The organism is Streptococcus sp. S784/96/1, from assembly GCF_902729355.1.
GTDB classification, from domain to species: Bacteria; Bacillota; Bacilli; order Lactobacillales; family Streptococcaceae; genus Streptococcus; species Streptococcus caledonicus.
Map to the genome: position 1 here is coordinate 63,819 of NZ_CACVCC010000008.1, position 20,088 is coordinate 83,906.

Genomic DNA, 20,088 nt, shown 5'->3' on the forward strand with positions numbered 1-20,088 from the left:
TTTTATAATTAAAGGAATCTGAAACATGACAACGTGAAAATTAAATAGCTTATATAAGAAGTATCCTAATAGTGATTTCTACTCCGTTGAAGATTTTAACCTTGATATCAAGGTTAAAGAGTTTATTTTCTTTGTAGCTCCTTCAGGATGTGGTAAGTCAACTATTCTATGTATGATTGTTGGTCTTGAGGAAATTACTGAAAGTGATTTTTATATTGATGATGATCTTATGAATGATGTGGCTCCGAAAGATCGTGATATTGCTATGGTTTTCCAGAACTACGCTCTCTACCCCCACATGACGGTTTACGACAACATGGCTTTTGGTCTCAAGTTACGTAAGTACGACAAACCTGACATCGACCTTCGGGTGTGTGAGGCAGCTGACATCGACTTCTTGCAACGCAAGCTAGTTGACCTATCAGGAGGTCACCGCCAGTGGGTGGCTATGGGACGTGCTATCGTTCGTGATGCCAAAGTGTTCCTAATGGACGAGCCACTTTCTAACTTGGATGCTAAACTTCGGGTATCCATGCGTGCGGAAATTGCAAAGATTCACCGCCGTATCGGTGCAACGACCATCTATGTTACTCATGATCAGACAGAGGCCATGACCTTGGCTGATCGCATTGTTATCATGTCAGCGACTAAGAATGCTGCTGGTACGGGAACTATTGGCCGGATTGAACAAGTTGGTACACCACAAGAGCTCTACAACGAACCAGCTAACAAGTTTGTTGCAGGCTTTATCGGTAGCCCAGTCAAGAACTTTATCGAGGTGACACTCGACGGGGACCGTTTGACAGATGGCAGAGGGTTCGACATTGCCATTCCACAAGGCAAGCGTAAGATGCTAGATGAACTGGGTTATCAAGGTAAGAAATTGACCTTTGGTATTCGTCCAGAAGATATTTCGTCCGATTTAATTAGCCGGGAAAGTTACTCAGAAGCTAAGATCAGAGCAGAAGTGGTTATTTCCGAACTTCTCGGTAGCGATTCTATTCTTTATTGTAAACTAGGCGATCAGGAGTTCTCAGCTCGAGTGTCAGCGACAGATTATTTAGCACCAGGTTCAACCGTTGATTTAGCAATAAATGTATCTAAAGGTCATTTCTTTGATATTGAAATGGGTAAGAGGATTTAATATTTTTAATTTAGTTACACAATCTTAAACTATTTCCACGTATACTCAGATAGGCTTATTTTAGAAATTTTGTTGTCCAAAATTTAGTAAGATAACCATTGGATAGTTTATTGGAGTGTGATGTTGAATGGAAGGAGGGGAACACTATGGATAGCTCATAGAATCACAGTTAGGGATGTTGTTTTTCATCATTTGATGATATGTGTGTAATTTAATAGGAATTGGTGAAACAATGAGATTAAATAATATGAAATATAGATTGCTGTCAATTTCAGCTCTATTATTAACACTGGCTCTCTCATCTTCAATAGTGGAAGCTGCTGACATCAATTTATCGGATATTGAATGGCAAACAGCTACTCATGGTGACGCTTATCAACATAAACAAGTTCAAAAGAATAAACCGTTTACACCAGGAAACTCTAATCAAAATAAAAAGATTTCTCTGAAAATGGTTGATGGAGCTACTAGAGAGTTTGATAAAGGGTTAGGAACGATAGCTTCCAATCCATCATCTATTATTTATGATATTTCTACCTTAGATGTATCCAAGTTTACTACTTTTGTAGGAATCGATCGTTCAGCAACTCCGCTTGATGAGCGGTATTCTAAGGTTGACAAGATTGAGGTATTGGTAGATGATACTGTAATCTACAGTTCTGTAACTGATTATCCAAATGGTATTGCCTATGATACTCCTGCTATTTGGTTGGACTTACCTGTAGCAGAGGGAGCTAAGAAACTAGAGCTTCGTAGCTATTCAGGTTCTGTTACTTGGGGTGATGAGGTTGTATTTGGTAGTCCGACTTTACAAACAAGGGAAGCCAACTCAGAACCTAAGCCTATAACTGAATTACCTGTACGAGAGAACATGGTTTATCTATCTGATTTAGAATGGAAAGTAGCTAGTCATGGAGATGCTACAAGTTCAAAAACTGTTCAGAAGAACAAGCCATTCTCTTTAGGAAATAATGGTAGTTCTCAAAAAATCTCTCTAAAATTGGCTGATGGTAACATTAAAGAATTCGATAAAGGTTTAGGAACAATTGCTGCTTCTCCATCTTCTATTGAATATAATATTCAAGGAGCTGGAGTTTCACGATTCACAACCTTTGTAGGTCTTGATAGAAGTGCGGGTCACGCTGATAGTAGATATGCGTTTGTTGAAAAATTTGAAGTAGAAGTTGATGGAAAGGTCATCTACACAACATTAGAGCAATATCCTGAAGGATTTGGTTATGATACACCAGCTATACCAATTGATATTGAAATTCCAGAGAATGCCAAAACAATTAAACTGAAAGGTTATTCAGGTAATGTAACTTGGGGTGATGAGCTAGTATATGCAGGTGCATATTTTGTTGCTAGCGGTTCATTTAAAAATCCAAATGATTTTGAACTTGCTCCAAAAAGACGTGAAATTTCCAATCAGCACCCTCTTTTGATGATGCCACTTTATGCCAATGGTGGTGAATTTGAAAAAGGAAACTATGCTTTCTGGGGTGACGATACTCTGGTTGGAAAATGGGAAAATATTGACCCTGAATTAAAACCGTATACTGTTATTCAAATTCACCCAGACGATTTACCTCATCGTGATGGTTCTGCCGCTCAATTCTATGAGCATATCTTAGAAGAAGCCCAGAACTATGTAAATCCAGCAACTGGTCAAAATGAACCTATCCCAGTCGTATTAACTGTGTTTACGGCAGGGAATACTTCATATTATACAGCAGCTCATTGGTTGACAATGGACTGGATTGATGAAATGTATGAGAAATATTCTTGTTTACATGGTATTTTCTCAACAGAAAACTATTGGATTTGGACTGGAAATGTTGAGAGCAATGCAGCAGAGTATCTGAAGCTGTCTGCTAAACATGGTGGTTATTTCATCTGGTCAGAGCAGAACAATGGTGGTTCTATTGAACGTGCTTTAGGAGCTCATGGTAAAGATGTGTTCAAAAGTGCTGTAGAAAAATATTGGCAGAACTTTATCTTTATGCATAAGAATACTCCTGCTGCTGAAGGAAATGATGCTCCTACAACAAGTTATATGAATGGTTTGTGGTTATCAGATTATGCTTATCAATGGGGCGGACTGATGGATACTTGGAAGTGGTATGAAACAGGAAAATGGAAACTGTTTGACGCTTCTAATATTGGAAAATCCCAAGGCAACAGGCAATGGTTGACTCAGCCAGAGGCCATGCTTGGAGCTGAAGCTATGAATATTTACTTGAATGGTGGCTCTGTATATAACTTTGAACATCCTGCTTACACTTATGGTGTGAAAAATCAGGAGAGTCCTCTGTTTAATACAGTAATTAAAAACTTCTTCAAATATATCATTGCTAATCCAGCACCATCAAAAGAAGAAGTGCTGGCCAATACGAAGGTTATCCTACGCGGTAATTATTCAGCGAATCATGAGGGACATTTCTTTGTAGGTGTTAATACAGCTACTCATCAAAGCCCTCTATACACTACTGGACGATATGGTGTTATTCCTACTGTTCCAGCAAGTATTACAGTGGATAAATTAAAATCCAAACTACCAGAACATATTCAAATTGTTGATTTAAAATCAAATGAAATGTCAACAACAGCTAAAAGAAAGGCTTTCTTAGATTCTCTTTATCCTGAAGAATATAATGGAACTATCTTTGCTGATGAGATCGACAATAGAGTATTTGTTTATAACTATGAGTACAATTCTGATCGTGACCAAAAAGGCTCGTTTGATTTGAATGGAAAACAATTTGATATGACTCTGAAGCCTCATTCATATTCAATTGTTACAGATAGTGGCAATGGTTTAAATGTAATTCTTAATAACTATCGAATTAACAAAGATAGCTTGTGGAAAGATGCTAAGACCGCTTCTGAGGCAAGAAGATTACCACAATTGAGCAAACCTGCAGCCATAAACTGGGTATATGAGACTTATATTAACAATACTCCTGTTTCACCTCAGAGAGAAAGTGTTATTGTAGTTAAAAATCTGAATGCCGCTCCAACGATTGAGATGATTTCAACAACTGATTCAGCTTCAGTAGTTCCGACTGTAGAATATGATTCTGCTAAAAAGACTGCTACGATTAAGGTAGTGAATAACGGTAATATTGTATTTAATGTTAATTATTAAGTTTATTTTTTGTAAAAATATTAAATAATTGGCATAAAATGTCCTACAATTTTTCCAACGATTCTTGAATTATCCTCAGCTGGTGCAAATTTATCTGGATAGGTGTTATTGATGGAGACTAGTCGATAGCCGTCGTTTTCAAGATAGACTGTCTTGATATAAACTTGGTTGTTCCAGGCAATGGCGTAAACTGCCCCATCGTAGTCAAAACCACCTTCACGGATTAAGGCGACTTCACCATCTTGATAGATGGGATCCATTGATTGACCTTCAATCCATGTAGCTACATCGTAGAGATATTCCTTGTTTGTGAAGACTTCTTTGGTTTCGTATTCATCCCAGATACCATTGCCGTGTCCAGCTGATAGAGCAATATTGTCAAGGACTTGCACCGAAAATAAAGGAATAACCTTTTGTTCCAGAAGAAGGTCATGAGTGAGATCATCGACCTTCTTTTTATTTGATTTATTGAGTTGTTTGTATAGCGTAAGGTGGGGGTGCTCATCTTGCAGTTCATCAATTTTAACTTGGAGAGCTTGAGCTAGTTTATTAAGGTGTTTTTTATTTGGGATAGTTTTCCCTGTCTCCCAAGCTGACAGAGTTGCTCTGGTGACTCCTAATTCATTTGCGATGGCAGTCTGAGAAAGATTTTTTTGTCGATGTTGTTTGAGTTTTGTTGGTGATATCAAATGTCTAATGGTGGAGGCTCCCCTCTTTTTTTCAGTGACCTCTACTTCAGGACTAAAAAATAGGAATCTTCATTATTGAAAATTCCTATTTTTCTTTTTTAAGTATCGATTACAATATCTTCTACAATCAAATTTTCAAAATTTACAACTCTATTTTTTACAAGTTTTTTTGTTGAGATAGGTAGTGCATATAGATATACATGATCTACAACTTGTGGGTTTACTTCATCTACACGCATATTACAGCTGTATTGGGCTTTAATTTCATAGCCCTTTTTATCTTGAATTACTATCTCAATCCATTTTGATTTATGACTATATAATTTGTCTGTTATAGTTCCAGATGCAAAAAACTTTGCAAATGGTTTTTGATATGCAAAACCACTTTGTTCTGATATGCCGAAATGGTTTACTAGTTCTGGACTCTCTAAATGGATCCAATCTGCCATAAAATATTGTATTTTTATTGTATCTGATCCATCATAATTTTCTATATGTCCTTGTATAACAACAGTAGTATTATGTTTAGGCATTAGAGTTTTAGGATCGTATCTAAACTTTAAATAAGTATTGATAAAGTAGAAGTATATGATGAAAAAAATGAGCATGGACGATGGATTAAGTCTATTACCTTGAAGCTACCAATCATAGAAAATGATGTTCAAATAAGTTTGGACAATAGTGATAGAGTCGAGGTAGTGTGTCTGCTGGTGAAAGCCTAGAAACCCTTGAACGAAAGGGTTAGTGAAAAGCCTTGATTGCAAGGCTTTTTACTTTGGGGTGGGGTAGTATCAGAGTGAGATTAAACGTTGAACGAGTACGCTTTATGGTATGATTGCAATGAAACTCGTGGAATCGGAATTATGGAATACTCAAAGTCGATGGTACTAGAACGGGTGACCAGGCTAGTGAAACTGCATATAACAATTTATACTTTTGTTTGTTATAGCAATTGTACTAATTAGAAATTTAACTTTTCAGTCATTTTCGATTAATAAGTTAGCGATATCGGGGTGTAGTTATCCACTATTAACCTGTTCAATCCAACTGTTAACAGGCTTCTGAGATGAATTGTGTTCAAACCAATCAAAGGATACGAATTCATCAACAAGTTGTTCGTGTGATTCAAGAGCGTTAAGCCTACGTTTTAAGAATATAAGTTGTTTAAGCTGATTCTCAATGTGAGATTTTTGGTCATTAATTAACTCTAGAATCAGTGTTTTTGTTAGGGTCTTTTCAGTCATTTTTCTCAATATTGTCCTGATTTGTCCAAGAGTTAAGCCCAAGCCTGAAAAGTACAAAATGAGATGGAGTGTTTTGACGCTTTGGTCTGGGTAATTACGGTAGTTATTGGGGAATCGCTCAGGCTCGGGCAGAAGTCCTCTTCGCTCGTAATATCGGATGGTGGAGACAGGTAGTCCCGTTGCTTTTGCTAATTCTTTAATTGTCATAATCTTACCTCTTGACATTAAACTATGGTTCATAGTTTATACTAAGTTGGATAAAAAAACAAGAGGTGATAGACAATGAGAACAAGTGTATTTCAAGAGACAAATTTTGGTCGTGTGCACGGTAGTAGCGACGGGGTAACTGAGCGGTTTGCAGGTCTACGTTATGCTCAAGCCCAGCGCTATGGTATTCCTCAGCCCTTTTCTTATGAAGGTGGCGTTATTGATGCGACCAAGCTGGCGCCAATTGCTGCTCAGCCCAACATCTATTTCAAGGAATACTATTTCAATCAAAACTACAGTAGCCAAGACCAGACCGAGCACCCGCAAATCCTATCCATTTACCGACCGGTCGGAACGACAGAGGCTGATCAGTTGCCTGTCATGATTTGGATTCATGGAGGAGCATTTACGAATGGGAGTGGGGAGAGTAGCGAGTACACCCCAGACTTATTGGTTGCCCAGGAGCGGGTCATGGTGGTTAATATCAGCTACCGTTTGGGGGGGTTGGGATATTTGCGAGACCAAGCTGGTCACTTGGCCAATCTTGGCTTGCTAGACCAAATTGAAGCTATCAAGTGGGTGAAGAGCTACATAGCTCAATTTGGTGGCACCCCAGACCAGTTGACCCTCTTTGGTCAATCGGCTGGGGCAGAGTCCGTCCGAGCAATTCTTTTAGCAGATGGCACAGAAGGTCTAGTTCAGCGCGCCATCATCCAAAGTGCCCCAATCGGGGCTGCACAAGTTGACCGCTCTGCCATGTCCCAAGAGATGCTGGACAAGTTACTGGAGCTCCCGCTGGAGGCTCCCCTGTCTGAGCTGTTGGCCAAGCAGGTGGAGATTGAGGAGACGACCAAGGTCAGGGGACTGGCTCGTTTTATGAAGTTTGGCCCTCACTATGGGGTCTATCCTTTGCCTAGTTTGGCGGAGATTCCTGCTCGCTTAGAGGCGCGTGCTAAGGAGGTGACCCTCTTCATCGGCAGTAACACCAGAGAAGTTGCCAGCTTTTTGCCGACTCAGCCTAAGATTTTGGGATTGAGCGACAAACGCCTGGGCCGCAAGGCCATTGAGCTAGTGGTCAAGAAGCTTAGCCGGGAAATCTTTAATCAACCTGCCCTGGACTTTGCCCAAGCCTATGCCCAGGCTGGTGGTCAGGTTTACCATTACAGCTTTTCGTGGCAGGAGGAGGCACACCTGGTCGCAGCGGGTCACGATTTAGAACTACCTCTGCTCTTTAACTTCTCCGACTTTCCAGATTCGCCCTTTCTTTTGGGAAAAAGCTGGGCTGAAACCCTGATTGACGGTCAGCCACTCCGCCAGGTCTGGGGACAGTTTGCCCGAACAGGTCAGGTAGACCTAGCCGGTATACCGCTTATGTTGGAAATTAATCAAGTTAAATAAGTGATATGTAAACAGCCTAGAAGTAATCTTTTAGGCTGTTAAATATGTTGTAGTTTTCTTATATGTATAATGATAAATTAGCGGATTCTCATCTAAGGTACTTACCTCAAAAATGAAGAAGTGATCCCGATTATCTCTGGCCTTCTCCTTATTCAGGACAAAGTAATTCTTACGTGAAGTTACCATTGTTTTGAGGATATCATCGCTCAGGAAGGTCAATGGAATATTCATGTTGGAGTAGCGGTAGAAGTCACATTCAAAATCTTGGTAGCTCTCGCTATAATAGTCCATTTGCAAGTGATTACGCTGAAACTCAAGCTGATTCATAGAGCACCTCCTCAACAAGTTCAATACTCAAAATATCTTTCAATTTCAAATTGATATGAGCTGTTGTAGTTTTTATCAAAATGAAATCCTTATTCAGACTTGGTATTGTTCCAGTGTAGGAAACACGCTTGTTTTTATCAATCAGATGAATGCGCGTGTGTAGCTGCCCAGCGTATACTTGACTGAGGAGTAATAATTTCTTCTCTAGTGATAAATCAGACATGTATGTTACTTTGTTTACATCATCAGATAGTGCAGATGTATGCTCAGGTAGGAAAAAACCATCCATTTTTGCATCTTTGTATCCTGGTACTCTCTTGCTGACTGAAATGGTAAGTATGAACGGTCAATCATTTTAGTTCCTCTAAGCCACATGCGGAATGTCCGCCGATAAGTTTACTACGTTCAATATTTCTGGAACCTTCCGTTAGGACGGTTCCTTTTTGTATGGCTAAAAAACCAATCTGTTCTCGGACAACATCAATTGCTGTCTGAAGTCTATTTTCTTTTTCAATTTGTTCTACATCATCAAATAGTGATAGAAGAGTATAGCCTTCATCTACAAAACCACTATAAGACACACCAATTTGTCTCACTGCACCAGAGGTGTATTTTTTCGGAATAATTCAAGTACATGACTCACCATTGTTTTGGGGAGATTTGCGGGTTCAATTTTTTTCTGAACATTTATAGATTTTTTCATCTCAGTCCTAGAATATCCAATATGAATAGAAACGACAGTAGTCAATACTAGGGCTACTGTTCCGTTCCACAGTTTAATCCTAAAATCACTTTCACTCCCTTTCGTTCATTAGTGATAGAAGAAAGCTCTCAGCACATGTGGAGGTAGTCGCTCTGCTGGTGAAAGCTTAGAAACCTTTGAACGAAAGCATATTGAAAAGCCTTGGAGACAAGGCTTTTTAGCTTGGGGTGGGGTAGTATCAGAGTGACTGCCTCAGTTGAGGTAGTTGAGGCGTTGGAAAATTTTGGGGGAATTTATTTCCGTAGACACATGGTGGGGACATAGGGGAAGGAGTATGAGGGAATAGATGTCCCCACTCTCAATTTGTAAAATCAAGCAAATTCTTATAAGTATATTAATCGAATTTATATAAATAATGTTTCAGAAGTAGATGTTGTAAAAATAGATTAAATAGTTTTTTTTTATAACTAAAATATTGACATAACAGAAAAAAAGTTTTAAAATATAATAAAAAAGCGTTTGCAACGGAGGTGAACTTATGTTTTATAAAAAATGTTTAAGCGGCAAGTATTCTATTCGAAAATTTTCTGTTGGTATTTGCTCTGTGATGATTGGTGGATTATTTTTTGCTACTTCCATGCAGGTAAAAGCTGAGGAATTAAGTACTGTTGAAAATAATGTTGTAGTTTCTAATTTGGTTAAAGAGACTATAACATATAATAAAGTTGAGGACTCATTAGAAAGCAATTCCGATAATTCACCAAGTACAGATGTTTTAAATGCTGCAAAATTAGAAGTCTTACCGGATATTAAAGAGGTTGTAACAAACGAGCAACTGAATGATTCAAATAAACCTGAAGAACTTGTGATTGAGGATGCTATTCAGGAATTAAATCTAATTAGCAATCCGACGTTTGATGGTGGTGACTATGTCTCAAGTAAACCTATACCAATAATTCATCGTTCTAAAAACAAAAGAGATTATATATCTTCGGACTCAGGTAATACATTTTACAAGAGCAAAGAAAATACTACAAATGACTTCTTACTGTTCGAAATCAATACAGTAGCAGGCAGAACCTATACTGCTTCAGCAGATATTAGACTTGATGTGGCGGATGGATTTTCTGCAAGTGGTGCCTATTTTGATGTGAAATCAATTAATTCAGACGGTAGTCAGATTACAATACCTGGTGGTAAAGGTGTTAATAGTATGAGTGATTCAATTGGACAGTGGAGTAAGCAAGAGATTAAGTTTACTGCGATAGGTAATCGAACACACATTGGTCTGGTGAAATGGCATGATAACTCTTCGGATTTAAATACATTGAAAACATCAATTAAGATTGATAATTTAAAAGTTGTGGAGAATACATCCTATGAGGAAGTTTGGAAAGAAACTTTTAGCGGAGAAAGATTAAATGATGATATTTGGGGATATGAACTAGGGAATATTCGGGGCAACGAACAACAACACTATAGTAGCAGCACAGAAAATGTTTATATTAAAGACGGAAATTTGATATTGAAAGTTACCGATAGACCTGAGGAAGATCAATACTATAACAGACAGAAACATGGTAACAATGCAAGGCTGGTTCACTATAACTCAGGTAGTGTTAGGACAGTAGGAAAACAGGAGTTTTTATACGGTAGATTAGAAGCAAAAATGAAATTACCAAAAGGGCAGGCAGTATTTCCAGCATTTTGGACTCTGGGTGCGGATTTTACTTTAGATGGTAGAATTGAAACTGGACAAGGATACGGTTGGCCATCAACAGGTGAGATTGATATTATGGAATTGACAGGAACTGCAGCAGGTCAGGGAAATAAGATAGTCTATGGAACTCCACATTTCTTCTACAGTAAGGGAGATGCAGATAAAGATGGAAATGCAGGTTCTGGATATAGTGGAAACTTGTCACTAAGTGATGACTTTGCTAATGATTTTCATGTTTTTGGAATAAATTGGTCTGAGGACAGAATTGAGTGGTATGTAGATAATGTTGTTTATAATACATTAGTTTATGATAATTCAGAACGGTCTCAGGCATTAAAGAAAGCATTTAATCGTCCTCAGTTTATCCAATTTAATTTAGCAACAGGTGGAAATTGGCCAGGTACAGCTGGAAAAAATTTATCTGGACAAAAGGTTGAAATTGATTGGGTAAGATGGTTGCAAAGTGATGAACAGAAGATTGCTCGGGATACCTATTATGCAAATAAACCTATTATCAATGGTGTCCGCAATATCTCAATCGTTAAAGGGGAAGTGCCTAATTTATTAGATGGTGTCACAATAAATCTTCCAAATTATAATGTGGAGTATTCTATTGATGACGAGTATATGTTTGTTAATACAGGTGAACCTGGTGGACGAAACGAAGTTCGCAATGTTGTTAAAAATTCATCCCAAGCCAGTCAAATCGCTGATTTGGCACCAGGTGTTTATAATGTTTATTACACATCAATTCCAAAATCCTCTGATTACAATGGTCGAGGAGAACCAATTCACAAAATGACTCGTGAACTAAGTCAATTAGTAATATTACCTACAAAACTAAATGGAGAACTCGGTAAAAGTTTGTCAATGGTTGAACTTCCGACTGGTTGGCAGTGGGAGAACCCTGATGACATTATAACCGAGAATGGATCATATGGGATTGTATTTATAAATCCAAATGATAAAATTAAACCAGATTATAGAAGAGCTTTCAAAACTACAGTGAATAATAGTATTCTGTTGTAGTTTGAGTTAGAGAAGATAAATATTTTCGGAGTAATGATTATGAACAAATTCAACGCATTTATTGAGCAGAAACTCATGCCGATTGCGGCTAAAATGAGTTCAAACAAAGCTCTTGTAGCTATTCGGGATGGGATTACCCTATCCATGCCTCTTTTGATTATCGGTTCAATCTTCATGATTGTCGCCTCTTTTCCTGCGCCAGGTTGGGAAGCCTGGCTGGGTGATATCGGAGTAGCAGGTTACCTCTGGAAAGGAGTTGACGGAAGCTTCAGCCTACTCGGAATGGTCGCTGCCTTTGGTATTGCTTACAGCTATTCTAAGCAAGAGAAGGTGGACGGGGTCGCTTCGGGCTTAATTTCCCTAGCCTCCTTTATCACTGTTACGCCTTACGTGAACGGTGCGACAGTTGCCCTAGCAAACCCCGATGTGGCGCTTCCAGAAGGATTGTCTATTCCAGCAGGTATCACAGCCTCTTATATGTCTGCCAAAGGTGTATTTGTGGCTATTGTGTTAGGTCTAGTTAGTGCTGTTATTTACGATTGGTTTATCAAACGCAATATCCAAATCAAACTACCTGATGCAGTACCCCCTGCGGTATCACGCAGTTTTTCAGCTATTATTCCTGGGGCAGTCATTATTACCATGTGGTTGACGATTTATGGTATTTTGGATGCTAATAAGTTACCAAACATCCATGAATTGGCTCAAACTATTGTCGGTGGACCACTTCGTCTTATTGGTGGTAATATTATTGGTGTTATGCTGATTGCTGGCCTTAACTCCTTATTCTGGTTTGTCGGTATCCACGGTGGGAATACGGTTAATGCCATCATGAAACCAACTTGGATTGACAATCTGTCTGCTAACGTTGAAGCCTATCAAGCTGGTCAATCGCTGAAAGAAATTTTCACAACGCCGTTTATGGATAACTTTGTCTACATCGGTGGTGGTGGTGCAACTATTGGTTTGGTGCTTGCTATTGCCTGGTATGCTCGTAAGAAAAATGGTAGTCAGCAGACTAAGGCACTTGCCCCCCTGACCGTAATTCCAGGACTCTTCAATATCAATGAACCAGCCATGTTTGGTTTCCCAGTTGTAATGAATGTGGCTCTCCTTGTTCCTTTTGTCCTTGCACCAATGGTGAACACGCTTGTTGCTTGGTTGGCCATGTCGTCAGGTTTGGTGCCATTGACTAGGTCTGAGGCTTCATGGACTATGCCTCCAATTTTATCTGGTTTCTTGACAACAGGTAGTGTCATGGGGGCAGTTCTCCAGATTATCTTGATTCTTATTGATGTTGCCTTGTATTTGCCATTCTTTATTGCTGTTGAGAAGCAATTTAAACAACAAGAAAATGAGTGATGAAGTTAGAAAGGAAAAGCTATGGTTAAACGATTTTTAAGTGCGGAAGCTTCTGAAATTTTGGCCATGTCGGCCAGCGAGTTGAAGCAGAGTATAAAAGCGTCAGAAGGTCGAATTATCTTGTCTGAAAATGTTGCGCCTCGGGAACCCTATATTGCTGAATGCACCAATGCTGAGATGGCCAGGGCTTTTGGGGCAGACCTGATTTTATTGAATGGACTGGATGTGTTTGAACCTGTTGTAGCTGGTCTAGGTCAAGATGAAGTAAACGTGGTTGAACGCCTACACCATTTGGTGGGGCGTCCCATAGGGATCAATCTGGAACCAGTTGACCCACAGGCAAAGATGATGGATGAGACGTTAACCATTTCAAGAGGACGACAAGCTCATTTAGAGACTATTCAGGAAATTGAACGCCTTGGGTTTGATTTTGTCTGCTTTACAGGCAATCCAGGGACAGGCGTGACCAACTCGGCTATTATTGAAACGGTCAAGTTGGCTAAACAAGAATTTTCAGGTTTGATTATTGCAGGAAAAATGCATGCAGCAGGAGTGGATGAACCTGTTGCAGATTTGGATGTGGTTAAGGCTTTGATTGATGCAGGTGCAGATATAATCTTGGCCCCATCTGTCGGTAGTGTGCCAGGTTTTCAAGCCAGTGATTTGACTGATATGGTTAAGGTGGCACATCGTCATGGTGCCTTGGTGATGACAGCTATCGGCACTAGCCAGGAAAGCTCAGAACCAGAAACAGTACGTTACATGGCTTTACAAAATAAAATTTGTGGCGTAGATATTCAGCATATCGGCGATGCTGGTTATGGCGGCTTGGCTCCTGTTGAAAATATTTTTACAATGAGTAAAGCTATTCGGGGGCAACGTCATACGCTTGCGATGATTGGCCGTTCTATTAACAGATAGGAGATAATAAATGACTACAATTTTACTCGCCTGTGCAGCAGGCATGTCCACCAGCCTTCTGGTGACAAAAATGGAAAAAGCAGCTCAAGACCAAGGACTGAAATCTAAAATCTATGCGGTGTCAGTAGCTGAAGTAGACAAGGAATTATCTGAAAATACTATTGATGTTGTTCTTTTAGGACCTCAAGTACGTTATGAAGAAGGTAATCTCAAGAAGAAACTGGAACCACTAGGGATTCCTCTATCCGTTATTAACATGCAAGATTATGGGATGATGAATGGTGTCAAGGTACTTCAAACAGCCCTGGATTTGATTCAATAGGAGGTTATGATGGCAGAGATTAACTTGGAATCCATCATGGGACTTATCATGAATGCCGGTGAGGCGAAAAGCAATGCGATGGAAGCTATTGCTGCTGCGAAATCTGGAGAATTTGCACTGGCTGATCGTAAATTGGACGCTGCACATGCTTCTTTGGTTGCGGCGCATCATGCTCAGACAGGGTTATTGACCCAAGAAGCTCAAGGAGAGCAATTGAACATTACCCTGCTGACCGTACATAGTCAGGACCACCTGATGACAGCCATCACCTTTGTGGATTTGGCTAAGGAAATCATTGATCTATATCGGTGTAAGTCATAACCACCCGTAAAACGGGTGGTTTGTACACCGACTGTAAGACGATTCCCTCCAGCCGCGTCTAAAGATGCTAACTGAACGTTTTCAGGACTACTTGATAACTTGACTAACGTCCGTTCAACGGGCTTTTATCGGCTCTTTGTCAACTGTAATGGGTGACTTATAGCTAAACACGAGAGGAGACGGGCTTCGTCTTCTCTTTTGCTATATTCAAAGCGAGATAAATCCGTTTCTTGAAATTGTCAAAGTTCCGATAACCAAAGGCATTGCGCTTGATATCTTTGATGAGTTTGTTAGTAGCTTCAAGTTTAGCGTTAGAATAAGGCAATTCAATGGCATTAGTGATGTAGGCTTGATAGCGAATAAAGGTATTCAAAGCCGTTTTAAAGGTTTGATTGAGATGAGGTAAAGCGTCTTGAATTAAGCCCCAAAACTGGTCAGTATTTTTCTCTTGCAGGTGGAAAAGAAGTAACTGGTAAAGATCATAATAAACTTTTAACTCAGGTTTTTGCCATTTATTTTCCTCTTGATTTAGCCTGAACAATTAAATTATACTAGAAAAATAAATGAAAGCTAAAAGCCTGTACCCTTTACGGGTACGGCTTTTTTAGATAAAATAGAACTAAGCTACAATAGGATTCAAGGATTAATAAAACATGGCATTATCAAAAAAACAAAGCCTTCAGCGCAATCAGATTTTAGAAAGTCTTTACTTGCACGGCAGCCAGTCGCGAGCGGATTTAGCACGTCGGCTTGGTATCACGCCTGCAACCATGACCGAAATTACTGGGGTCATGATTAAGCAGGGCGTTTTGACGGAAACTGGTGATGGTGCGCGTGATTCGGGCATTGGTCGTAAACGGGTATTGTTGGACGTTAGACCTCAATTGGCCTACTACATGGGGATTGAGCTTGGGGAGAACAAAGTCACGATTTGTTTGACTGATAATCTGGGTCAACTCGTCGAGAATGCGACGGTTCATCAAACAGTAGACTCAACCTTTCTATTGACTGAAAAAAATTTGATAGAACTAATCCATTCTTATATAGACACTCACTGTAACTACTCCATTAAAGCAGTTGCTCTGGCAGTTCCTGGACATTATGAACAGGAGTCTCAGACCATCGTGTCTAATCAGACTTTTTGGTCAAATTTTGATCTTGCTTCAGTTATTTCTGAGATATCCATTCCTGTTTATGTCAAAAATAATGTGAAATGCATGGCTTTGGCACAACTTTATTTATCCTCAACGAAAAATAAATTGAATTTCTTGTTTTTAAATCTAAAGCGCGGTATTTTTGCTTCCTATGTTTATGACGGCCATATTTATGGTGATAAAAATTATCTAGTAGGTGAAGTGGGCCACCTTGTTGTTAATCCCAATGGAGAACAGTGCGAATGTGGGAAGGCTGGCTGTTTACAAACCTATGCCAGTATTCCTTGGATGTTGAAAAAGGCTCGGCACGCATTGGCTTCTGGTAGGACATCATATTTGAAGCTTTTGGCTGACTGTCCAGAAGAGGTTGAATTAAATGATTTATTTTATGCTTACCAGATGGGCGATGAATTTGTGCATCGGATTGTTGAACAAGCTTTAGATTATCTCGTGTTACAAATTAATAATTCCCAAATGATATTAGATGTTGATGCGATCTATATTCATGGTAAACTTTTTGAAGAACCTTTGATTATGCGTAAACTTCAGGCTAAGTTGGCAATTAGTACGCAAGTTGTCCAGCAGGAAAGAGCTATTACTCGACAAGTTTTGCCATATTGCTCGAACAGAGGTGCAATTGGAGCTTGTGCATTGGCTATCAAAAGGCATTTTATTGAAGGAGAGATTGAAAATTCATAATTGCAGTTAACTTAACTGAAAATTATTGTTAGGCGGTTTTATCTTGTTGAAACAAGTCTTGTGCGGATTAGCAGTTGGGAATTTTTCTGGGTCTCTGATTAATGGCTAGGGGGGCTTGTTCTAATTCTTCAGGTGTGACTTGCTTGAGTGATTGTCCTTTGGAGATAAATTCCCTAAGCAGGCCATTAAAGTTTTCGTTTTAATTTAAATAATTATATTGCCATCTCAGAGAAACACATCATAAATATTATTACTCATCATCCTCTTGAGGTGAGTGTTGTAGAAAATGAGAGAGAGGTTGACAGATGGAGTATTGGTTAGATATTGGAGAAAACATTTTTACTTCTAAATTGTCTTACGATGTTCAAATACAATGGAATTTAAGAGAAGATTTTATAATTTTTTACAAGCATACAATGGACAAGGTCCTCTTTATAAACTTGATTTTGGAGAAATCATATTTTTTGAAATGATTGATGAACACCTTTCATTTTCACCATTCTTAACCGAAAATGTTACAACATTAAAAGATTCTAATACAAATGGAGTTTTATTTGAAGTAAGGTTTGATGATGTTGATAGCAATACTTTAAATTATTTTATTAGAAGTGACTTTTATATATCCTCATTTGTCAAATTAAGTTAGACATTTTCAAGTTAGTCAGAAAAACTTGATAAGGTGTTTGATAATTTAAAGATTTCCTAGGAATGTTATTTCGTCTATCAGCTATAGCTGATAGACATTTTTGAGAAATACCCTTGAAGTCCATCTGCTTAGGAAGTCCGTGCCGTCTTAATAGACCATTAGAATGTTCATTAAGCCCCCGCTGCCCCGGACAGCCTGGATCCGCAAAGAAAATGTCAATGTCATGTTTATTTGAAATGGATTTCCAATTGGAGAACTCTTTCCCGCAATCAAAGGTAATGGATTTGAAGAGATGTCTTGGAAACTGTGACATCCACTTGCTGACTGATTCCTCAATATCACTCGCTTTTCGTCCATTAGTTTGAAGTGTGATAATCGCTTTTGACTGCTTCTCAACCAGCGTAATAACAGCACTTTTATGATTCTTGCCAACAATGGTGTCCCCTTCAAGATGACCGAATTCACTTTCGAACTCTGGATACATTTCAGTCCGCTCACGAATATTTCTGCGAAAAGCTTGTTTTCCACGCGTTTCTTTCTTCCCATTGGGGTTTCGTTTCCCTTGCCAGGGTAAATCATTTTTATGGAAGATGCCACGGTCAGCTAAGCGATAGAGGGTTCTCATAGAACAAGGGATGCGCTCAGGATAGGTACCTTTTATCACATCGAAACTCCAATCTAATTCTAAATATGATTGGATAAAGTCTTGTACTGGTTTTGTGAGTTGAGTGTTTTTCCGGCCACAACGCTTCTTGTTGGTTTGGTAACGCTCATAATAGTCATAAGCCGAATGACCAGTTTTCAGAAAAGAAAGAACATTGTAAATCGTTTGTCGTGATCTGCCAAGTGACTTCGAGATGTCACAAACTTTCTTACCTACTTGGTAATATGCCTCTATCATTACGAGTTCGTTTGTGGTAAGATGAGTGTAGGTCATTTATGTTAGTCCCTTTCAGACAAATGTGGTAGTTTATCTGAGACTAACATAGATGGCTTTTTCTGTCTAGCTTAATTTTACAACGCGGGAAAAACAATCGTTTCAGAAGTTTCATTCTGAAGGGATGTTTAAGTTACTGCTTTTTTCTTAATCCTTGCCTATACACAAAAATTAGGTAACTATTACATTACCTCCGTTCCCTTTCTCTCTTCTTATTATAGCTATAATGATGATTATAGAGCACCTTCTAATTTCAGAGGTAGAAAGCGAGATATTTTTATGTTATTTGATAACCGAAAACGTTATAGCATTCGAAAACTCCAAGTTGGGGTAGGGTCTGTTCTCATTGGAACCTTGCTGATCGGACTACCGACACAATTCGTTCAAGCTGATGGTAAGGATGAAGTAGCAATCAGTTCACCACCCAGTACAGAGATTTTTTCTCATACAGAAGCCAGTCAACTAAAAGAAGAGCAACCGGCGATAGTTTCGGATGCGGAAATCTCTAAAACTGAGAATCGCACTGATGATACGAAAATCAAAGGAAGCGAGATTTCGGAAACAACTGACGCTACACTTGAAACGAAAATATCTGAAAGAGGTCACTCAAACTCAGATTCATTAGCCACATTAGAGCAAGAAGTCATCGGCAATAGTACACCTACACCTGGTTCATCTCAAATAGACAGCCTCCAACCTGCTGAAGCCACTTTACCTGAAATAGCTCAAACAAAACCAGAAACAACGAGCCTAAGAAATTCTACACAAGCACAGGAAATCAAATCCCCTCAAGCAAGTGATGGTATCGTTAATAAAAAGTCAACAACTGTTCCAATGGCTTATGAAGAAGATGTTAATAATACGCATAAAAGCGTAACTTACCAAATAGGATATCACTATGATGGTATCGGCAACAATAAAAAGATTACTCATATAACTTGGACTGTCTCTTTCAACAACGCTGGAGAAAATTGGGTTGGACCTAATATGATTTTTATGCTCCCCAAAGGAGTTCAATTAGAAAACATTGATTTTGAAAGGACTGGCGAAAAGAAAGAACGTTTCCAAATAAAGGATTCTCATTTTTTCACTGGCGATTTCGATCATACCTATGGATATTTAAAACGAGACAATGGTAGCTATAACTATCAAAGCGAGTGGGACACACATGTTTCTCGTGTAGAGCCTGATAAACAGGGATTTTCACCAAATGATTTCTCCACTATGTTAATCGTTAAAAAAACAGGTAAAACCTATCTGGATACATCAGATAAGTATCGATATCAAATTACTGCGAAGCTATCTGATACAGTCGATCCCACAAATCTTCCATTCTTAACGGGGATAAATCAAATCACTCAGGGAGCTGGGAACTGGTATCGTTTTAAAGGTGAGAAAATAAATCAAGAAGAAAAGAAAAAATTTGAAGACACCCTCAAAAATGAACTAGTCAAAAAGTTACTAGAACAAGTTGAAAGGGAAAAGCAGGAAGAAAAAGGTATAGGAGACAGCTCCTTAATAATTTCTCCAGCGCCCAAGCCTAAATCAACACCTGAGATGGCCCCTAAGTCTGAGGAGAGAGCAGTGCCCGAGGCTAAGCCAGAGACTGAGCCTAAACCAGCGCCTGAGGCTGAGCCAGAAACCGAGAAAAAGCAAGTACCGGAAGTAAAACCAACACCCGAGGCTGAGCCAGAAACCGAGAAAAAGCAAGTACCGGAAGTGAAACCAACACCCGAGGCTGAGCCAGAAACTGAGGCAAAACCAACACCTGAGGCTAAGCCAACACCTGAAACAAAACCAGCACCTGAGGCTAAGCCAGAAACCGAGAAAAAGCAAGTGCCGGAAGTGAAACCCATGCCCGAGGTGAAACCAAAACCTGAGGTAGAACCAGAACCTGAGGTGAAACCAATGCCCGAGGTAAATCCAGAGACTGAGGTGGAACCAGAACCTGAGGTAAATCCAGAGACTGAGGTAGAACCAAAACCTGAGGTAGAACCAAAACCTGAGGTAGAACCAGAACCTGAGGTGAAACCAATGCCCGAGGTAAATCCAGAGACTGAGGTGGAACCAGAACCTGAGGTAAATCCAGAGACGGCGTTAGCTCGAGATTCTGCGTT

At 39.3% G+C, this 20,088-nt stretch carries 16 protein-coding genes and 4 pseudogenes; 11 read left to right on the forward strand and 9 right to left on the reverse strand.

Annotation, left to right across the window (positions count from 1 at the left end; genetic code table 11):
* Positions 1 to 37 precede the first annotated feature (37 nt).
* Positions 38 to 1,144 (forward strand): annotated as a pseudogene (locus GZ996_RS04380) (ABC transporter ATP-binding protein); the annotation flags it as partial.
* Positions 1,145 to 1,391: 247 nt separating this feature from the next.
* Positions 1,392 to 4,292, forward strand: a complete 2,901-nt coding sequence (locus GZ996_RS04385) for a glycoside hydrolase family 98 domain-containing protein (protein WP_238386394.1) — start codon at positions 1,392 to 1,394, stop codon at positions 4,290 to 4,292.
* A 20-nt stretch (positions 4,293 to 4,312) separates the two neighbouring features.
* On the opposite strand, the gene GZ996_RS04390 is transcribed toward GZ996_RS04385, so the two are convergent.
* From GZ996_RS04390 to GZ996_RS12075, 3 genes are all read right to left on the reverse strand, one after another.
* Positions 4,313 to 4,981, reverse strand: coding sequence for an XRE family transcriptional regulator (locus GZ996_RS04390; RefSeq protein ID WP_162011419.1), 669 nt, complete (start codon positions 4,979 to 4,981; stop codon positions 4,313 to 4,315).
* Positions 4,982 to 5,079: 98 nt separating this feature from the next.
* Complete coding sequence (locus GZ996_RS04395) at positions 5,080 to 5,514, reverse strand: hypothetical protein (protein ID WP_161981004.1); 435 nt, start codon at positions 5,512 to 5,514, stop codon at positions 5,080 to 5,082.
* Between the two features lie 486 nt (positions 5,515 to 6,000).
* Positions 6,001 to 6,432: a MerR family transcriptional regulator gene (locus GZ996_RS12075; protein WP_162011420.1), complete on the reverse strand. Its 432-nt coding sequence runs from the start codon at positions 6,430 to 6,432 to the stop codon at positions 6,001 to 6,003.
* 75 nt (positions 6,433 to 6,507) lie between these two features.
* Here GZ996_RS12075 and GZ996_RS04405 point away from each other — a divergent pair, with 75 nt between their 5' ends.
* Positions 6,508 to 7,830 carry a carboxylesterase family protein gene (locus GZ996_RS04405; protein ID WP_162011421.1) on the forward strand — a complete coding sequence of 441 codons (1,323 nt, stop codon included), beginning with the start codon at positions 6,508 to 6,510 and terminating at the stop codon, positions 7,828 to 7,830.
* A 30-nt stretch (positions 7,831 to 7,860) separates the two neighbouring features.
* Here GZ996_RS04405 and GZ996_RS04410 read toward each other — a convergent pair whose 3' ends face one another.
* From GZ996_RS04410 to GZ996_RS04420, 3 genes and pseudogenes are all read right to left on the reverse strand, one after another.
* Positions 7,861 to 8,157, reverse strand: a complete 297-nt coding sequence (locus tag GZ996_RS04410; protein WP_162011422.1) for a DUF5960 family protein — start codon at positions 8,155 to 8,157, stop codon at positions 7,861 to 7,863.
* A pseudogene (locus GZ996_RS04415) lies at positions 8,144 to 8,511 on the reverse strand (hypothetical protein). Before GZ996_RS04415 ends, GZ996_RS04410 begins: the two are co-directional and overlap by 14 nt.
* Positions 8,508 to 8,753 carry a hypothetical protein gene (locus GZ996_RS04420; protein ID WP_162011424.1) on the reverse strand — a complete coding sequence of 82 codons (246 nt, stop codon included), beginning with the start codon at positions 8,751 to 8,753 and terminating at the stop codon, positions 8,508 to 8,510. The pseudogene GZ996_RS04415 and the gene GZ996_RS04420 overlap by 4 nt, the downstream one beginning before the upstream one ends.
* Before the next feature lie 645 nt (positions 8,754 to 9,398).
* Between GZ996_RS04420 and GZ996_RS04425 the strand changes: the two genes are divergently transcribed.
* From GZ996_RS04425 to GZ996_RS04445, 5 genes are read left to right on the forward strand one after another with little or no spacing between them, the layout of a single operon-like run.
* Positions 9,399 to 11,609, forward strand: a complete 2,211-nt coding sequence (locus GZ996_RS04425; protein ID WP_162011433.1) for a family 16 glycosylhydrolase — start codon at positions 9,399 to 9,401, stop codon at positions 11,607 to 11,609.
* Between the two features lie 39 nt (positions 11,610 to 11,648).
* The gene (locus GZ996_RS04430; RefSeq protein ID WP_162011425.1) at positions 11,649 to 12,971 is read left to right on the forward strand and encodes a PTS sugar transporter subunit IIC; all 1,323 of its coding nucleotides are present in this window, start codon (positions 11,649 to 11,651) and stop codon (positions 12,969 to 12,971) included.
* A 21-nt stretch (positions 12,972 to 12,992) separates the two neighbouring features.
* Positions 12,993 to 13,892 (forward strand): DUF7916 family protein, encoded by a 900-nt coding sequence (locus GZ996_RS04435; protein WP_161978817.1) that lies wholly within the window; start codon positions 12,993 to 12,995, stop codon positions 13,890 to 13,892.
* Positions 13,893 to 13,902: 10 nt separating this feature from the next.
* Positions 13,903 to 14,214: a PTS sugar transporter subunit IIB gene (locus GZ996_RS04440; RefSeq protein WP_156805531.1), complete on the forward strand. Its 312-nt coding sequence runs from the start codon at positions 13,903 to 13,905 to the stop codon at positions 14,212 to 14,214.
* Positions 14,215 to 14,220: 6 nt separating this feature from the next.
* On the forward strand, positions 14,221 to 14,535 hold the full coding sequence (locus GZ996_RS04445; RefSeq protein ID WP_202913602.1) for a PTS lactose/cellobiose transporter subunit IIA: 315 nt from the start codon (positions 14,221 to 14,223) through the stop codon (positions 14,533 to 14,535).
* A gap of 163 nt (positions 14,536 to 14,698) precedes the next feature.
* Here GZ996_RS04445 and GZ996_RS04450 read toward each other — a convergent pair.
* A pseudogene (locus tag GZ996_RS04450) lies at positions 14,699 to 15,037 on the reverse strand (transposase); the annotation flags it as partial.
* A gap of 151 nt (positions 15,038 to 15,188) precedes the next feature.
* On the opposite strand from GZ996_RS04450, the gene GZ996_RS04455 reads away from it, so the two are divergent.
* Positions 15,189 to 16,388 (forward strand): ROK family transcriptional regulator, encoded by a 1,200-nt coding sequence (locus tag GZ996_RS04455; RefSeq protein ID WP_156805529.1) that lies wholly within the window; start codon positions 15,189 to 15,191, stop codon positions 16,386 to 16,388.
* A 67-nt stretch (positions 16,389 to 16,455) separates the two neighbouring features.
* On the opposite strand, the pseudogene GZ996_RS11850 reads toward GZ996_RS04455, so the two are convergent.
* Positions 16,456 to 16,587 (reverse strand): annotated as a pseudogene (locus GZ996_RS11850) (IS30 family transposase); the annotation flags it as partial.
* A gap of 174 nt (positions 16,588 to 16,761) precedes the next feature.
* On the opposite strand from GZ996_RS11850, the gene GZ996_RS04460 reads away from it, so the two are divergent.
* Complete coding sequence (locus GZ996_RS04460; RefSeq protein WP_156805528.1) at positions 16,762 to 17,034, forward strand: hypothetical protein; 273 nt, start codon at positions 16,762 to 16,764, stop codon at positions 17,032 to 17,034.
* On the opposite strand, the gene GZ996_RS04465 is transcribed toward GZ996_RS04460, so the two are convergent.
* On the reverse strand, positions 17,021 to 17,971 hold the full coding sequence (locus GZ996_RS04465) for an IS30 family transposase (protein WP_162011426.1): 951 nt from the start codon (positions 17,969 to 17,971) through the stop codon (positions 17,021 to 17,023). The two genes, GZ996_RS04460 and GZ996_RS04465, sit on opposite strands and share 14 nt — an antisense overlap.
* 279 nt (positions 17,972 to 18,250) lie before the next feature.
* Here GZ996_RS04465 and GZ996_RS04470 point away from each other — a divergent pair.
* A partial coding sequence (locus GZ996_RS04470) for a YSIRK-type signal peptide-containing protein (RefSeq protein ID WP_162011427.1) occupies positions 18,251 to 20,088 on the forward strand: 1,838 nt, incomplete at its 3' end.

Coding starts and splice junctions, on each gene's coding strand:
- GZ996_RS04385 (WP_238386394.1), top strand. CDS start 1,392: ATGAAATATAGATTGCTGTCAATTTCAGCTCTATTATTAACACTGGCT.
- GZ996_RS04395 (WP_161981004.1), bottom strand. CDS start 5,514: ATGCCTAAACATAATACTACTGTTGTTATACAAGGACATATAGAAAAT.
- GZ996_RS12075 (WP_162011420.1), bottom strand. CDS start 6,432: ATGACAATTAAAGAATTAGCAAAAGCAACGGGACTACCTGTCTCCACC.
- GZ996_RS04405 (WP_162011421.1), top strand. CDS start 6,508: ATGAGAACAAGTGTATTTCAAGAGACAAATTTTGGTCGTGTGCACGGT.
- GZ996_RS04410 (WP_162011422.1), bottom strand. CDS start 8,157: ATGAATCAGCTTGAGTTTCAGCGTAATCACTTGCAAATGGACTATTAT.
- GZ996_RS04425 (WP_162011433.1), top strand. CDS start 9,399: ATGTTTTATAAAAAATGTTTAAGCGGCAAGTATTCTATTCGAAAATTT.
- GZ996_RS04430 (WP_162011425.1), top strand. CDS start 11,649: ATGAACAAATTCAACGCATTTATTGAGCAGAAACTCATGCCGATTGCG.
- GZ996_RS04435 (WP_161978817.1), top strand. CDS start 12,993: ATGGTTAAACGATTTTTAAGTGCGGAAGCTTCTGAAATTTTGGCCATG.
- GZ996_RS04440 (WP_156805531.1), top strand. CDS start 13,903: ATGACTACAATTTTACTCGCCTGTGCAGCAGGCATGTCCACCAGCCTT.
- GZ996_RS04445 (WP_202913602.1), top strand. CDS start 14,221: ATGATGGCAGAGATTAACTTGGAATCCATCATGGGACTTATCATGAAT.
- GZ996_RS04455 (WP_156805529.1), top strand. CDS start 15,189: ATGGCATTATCAAAAAAACAAAGCCTTCAGCGCAATCAGATTTTAGAA.
- GZ996_RS04460 (WP_156805528.1), top strand. CDS start 16,762: ATGGAATTTAAGAGAAGATTTTATAATTTTTTACAAGCATACAATGGA.
- GZ996_RS04465 (WP_162011426.1), bottom strand. CDS start 17,971: ATGACCTACACTCATCTTACCACAAACGAACTCGTAATGATAGAGGCA.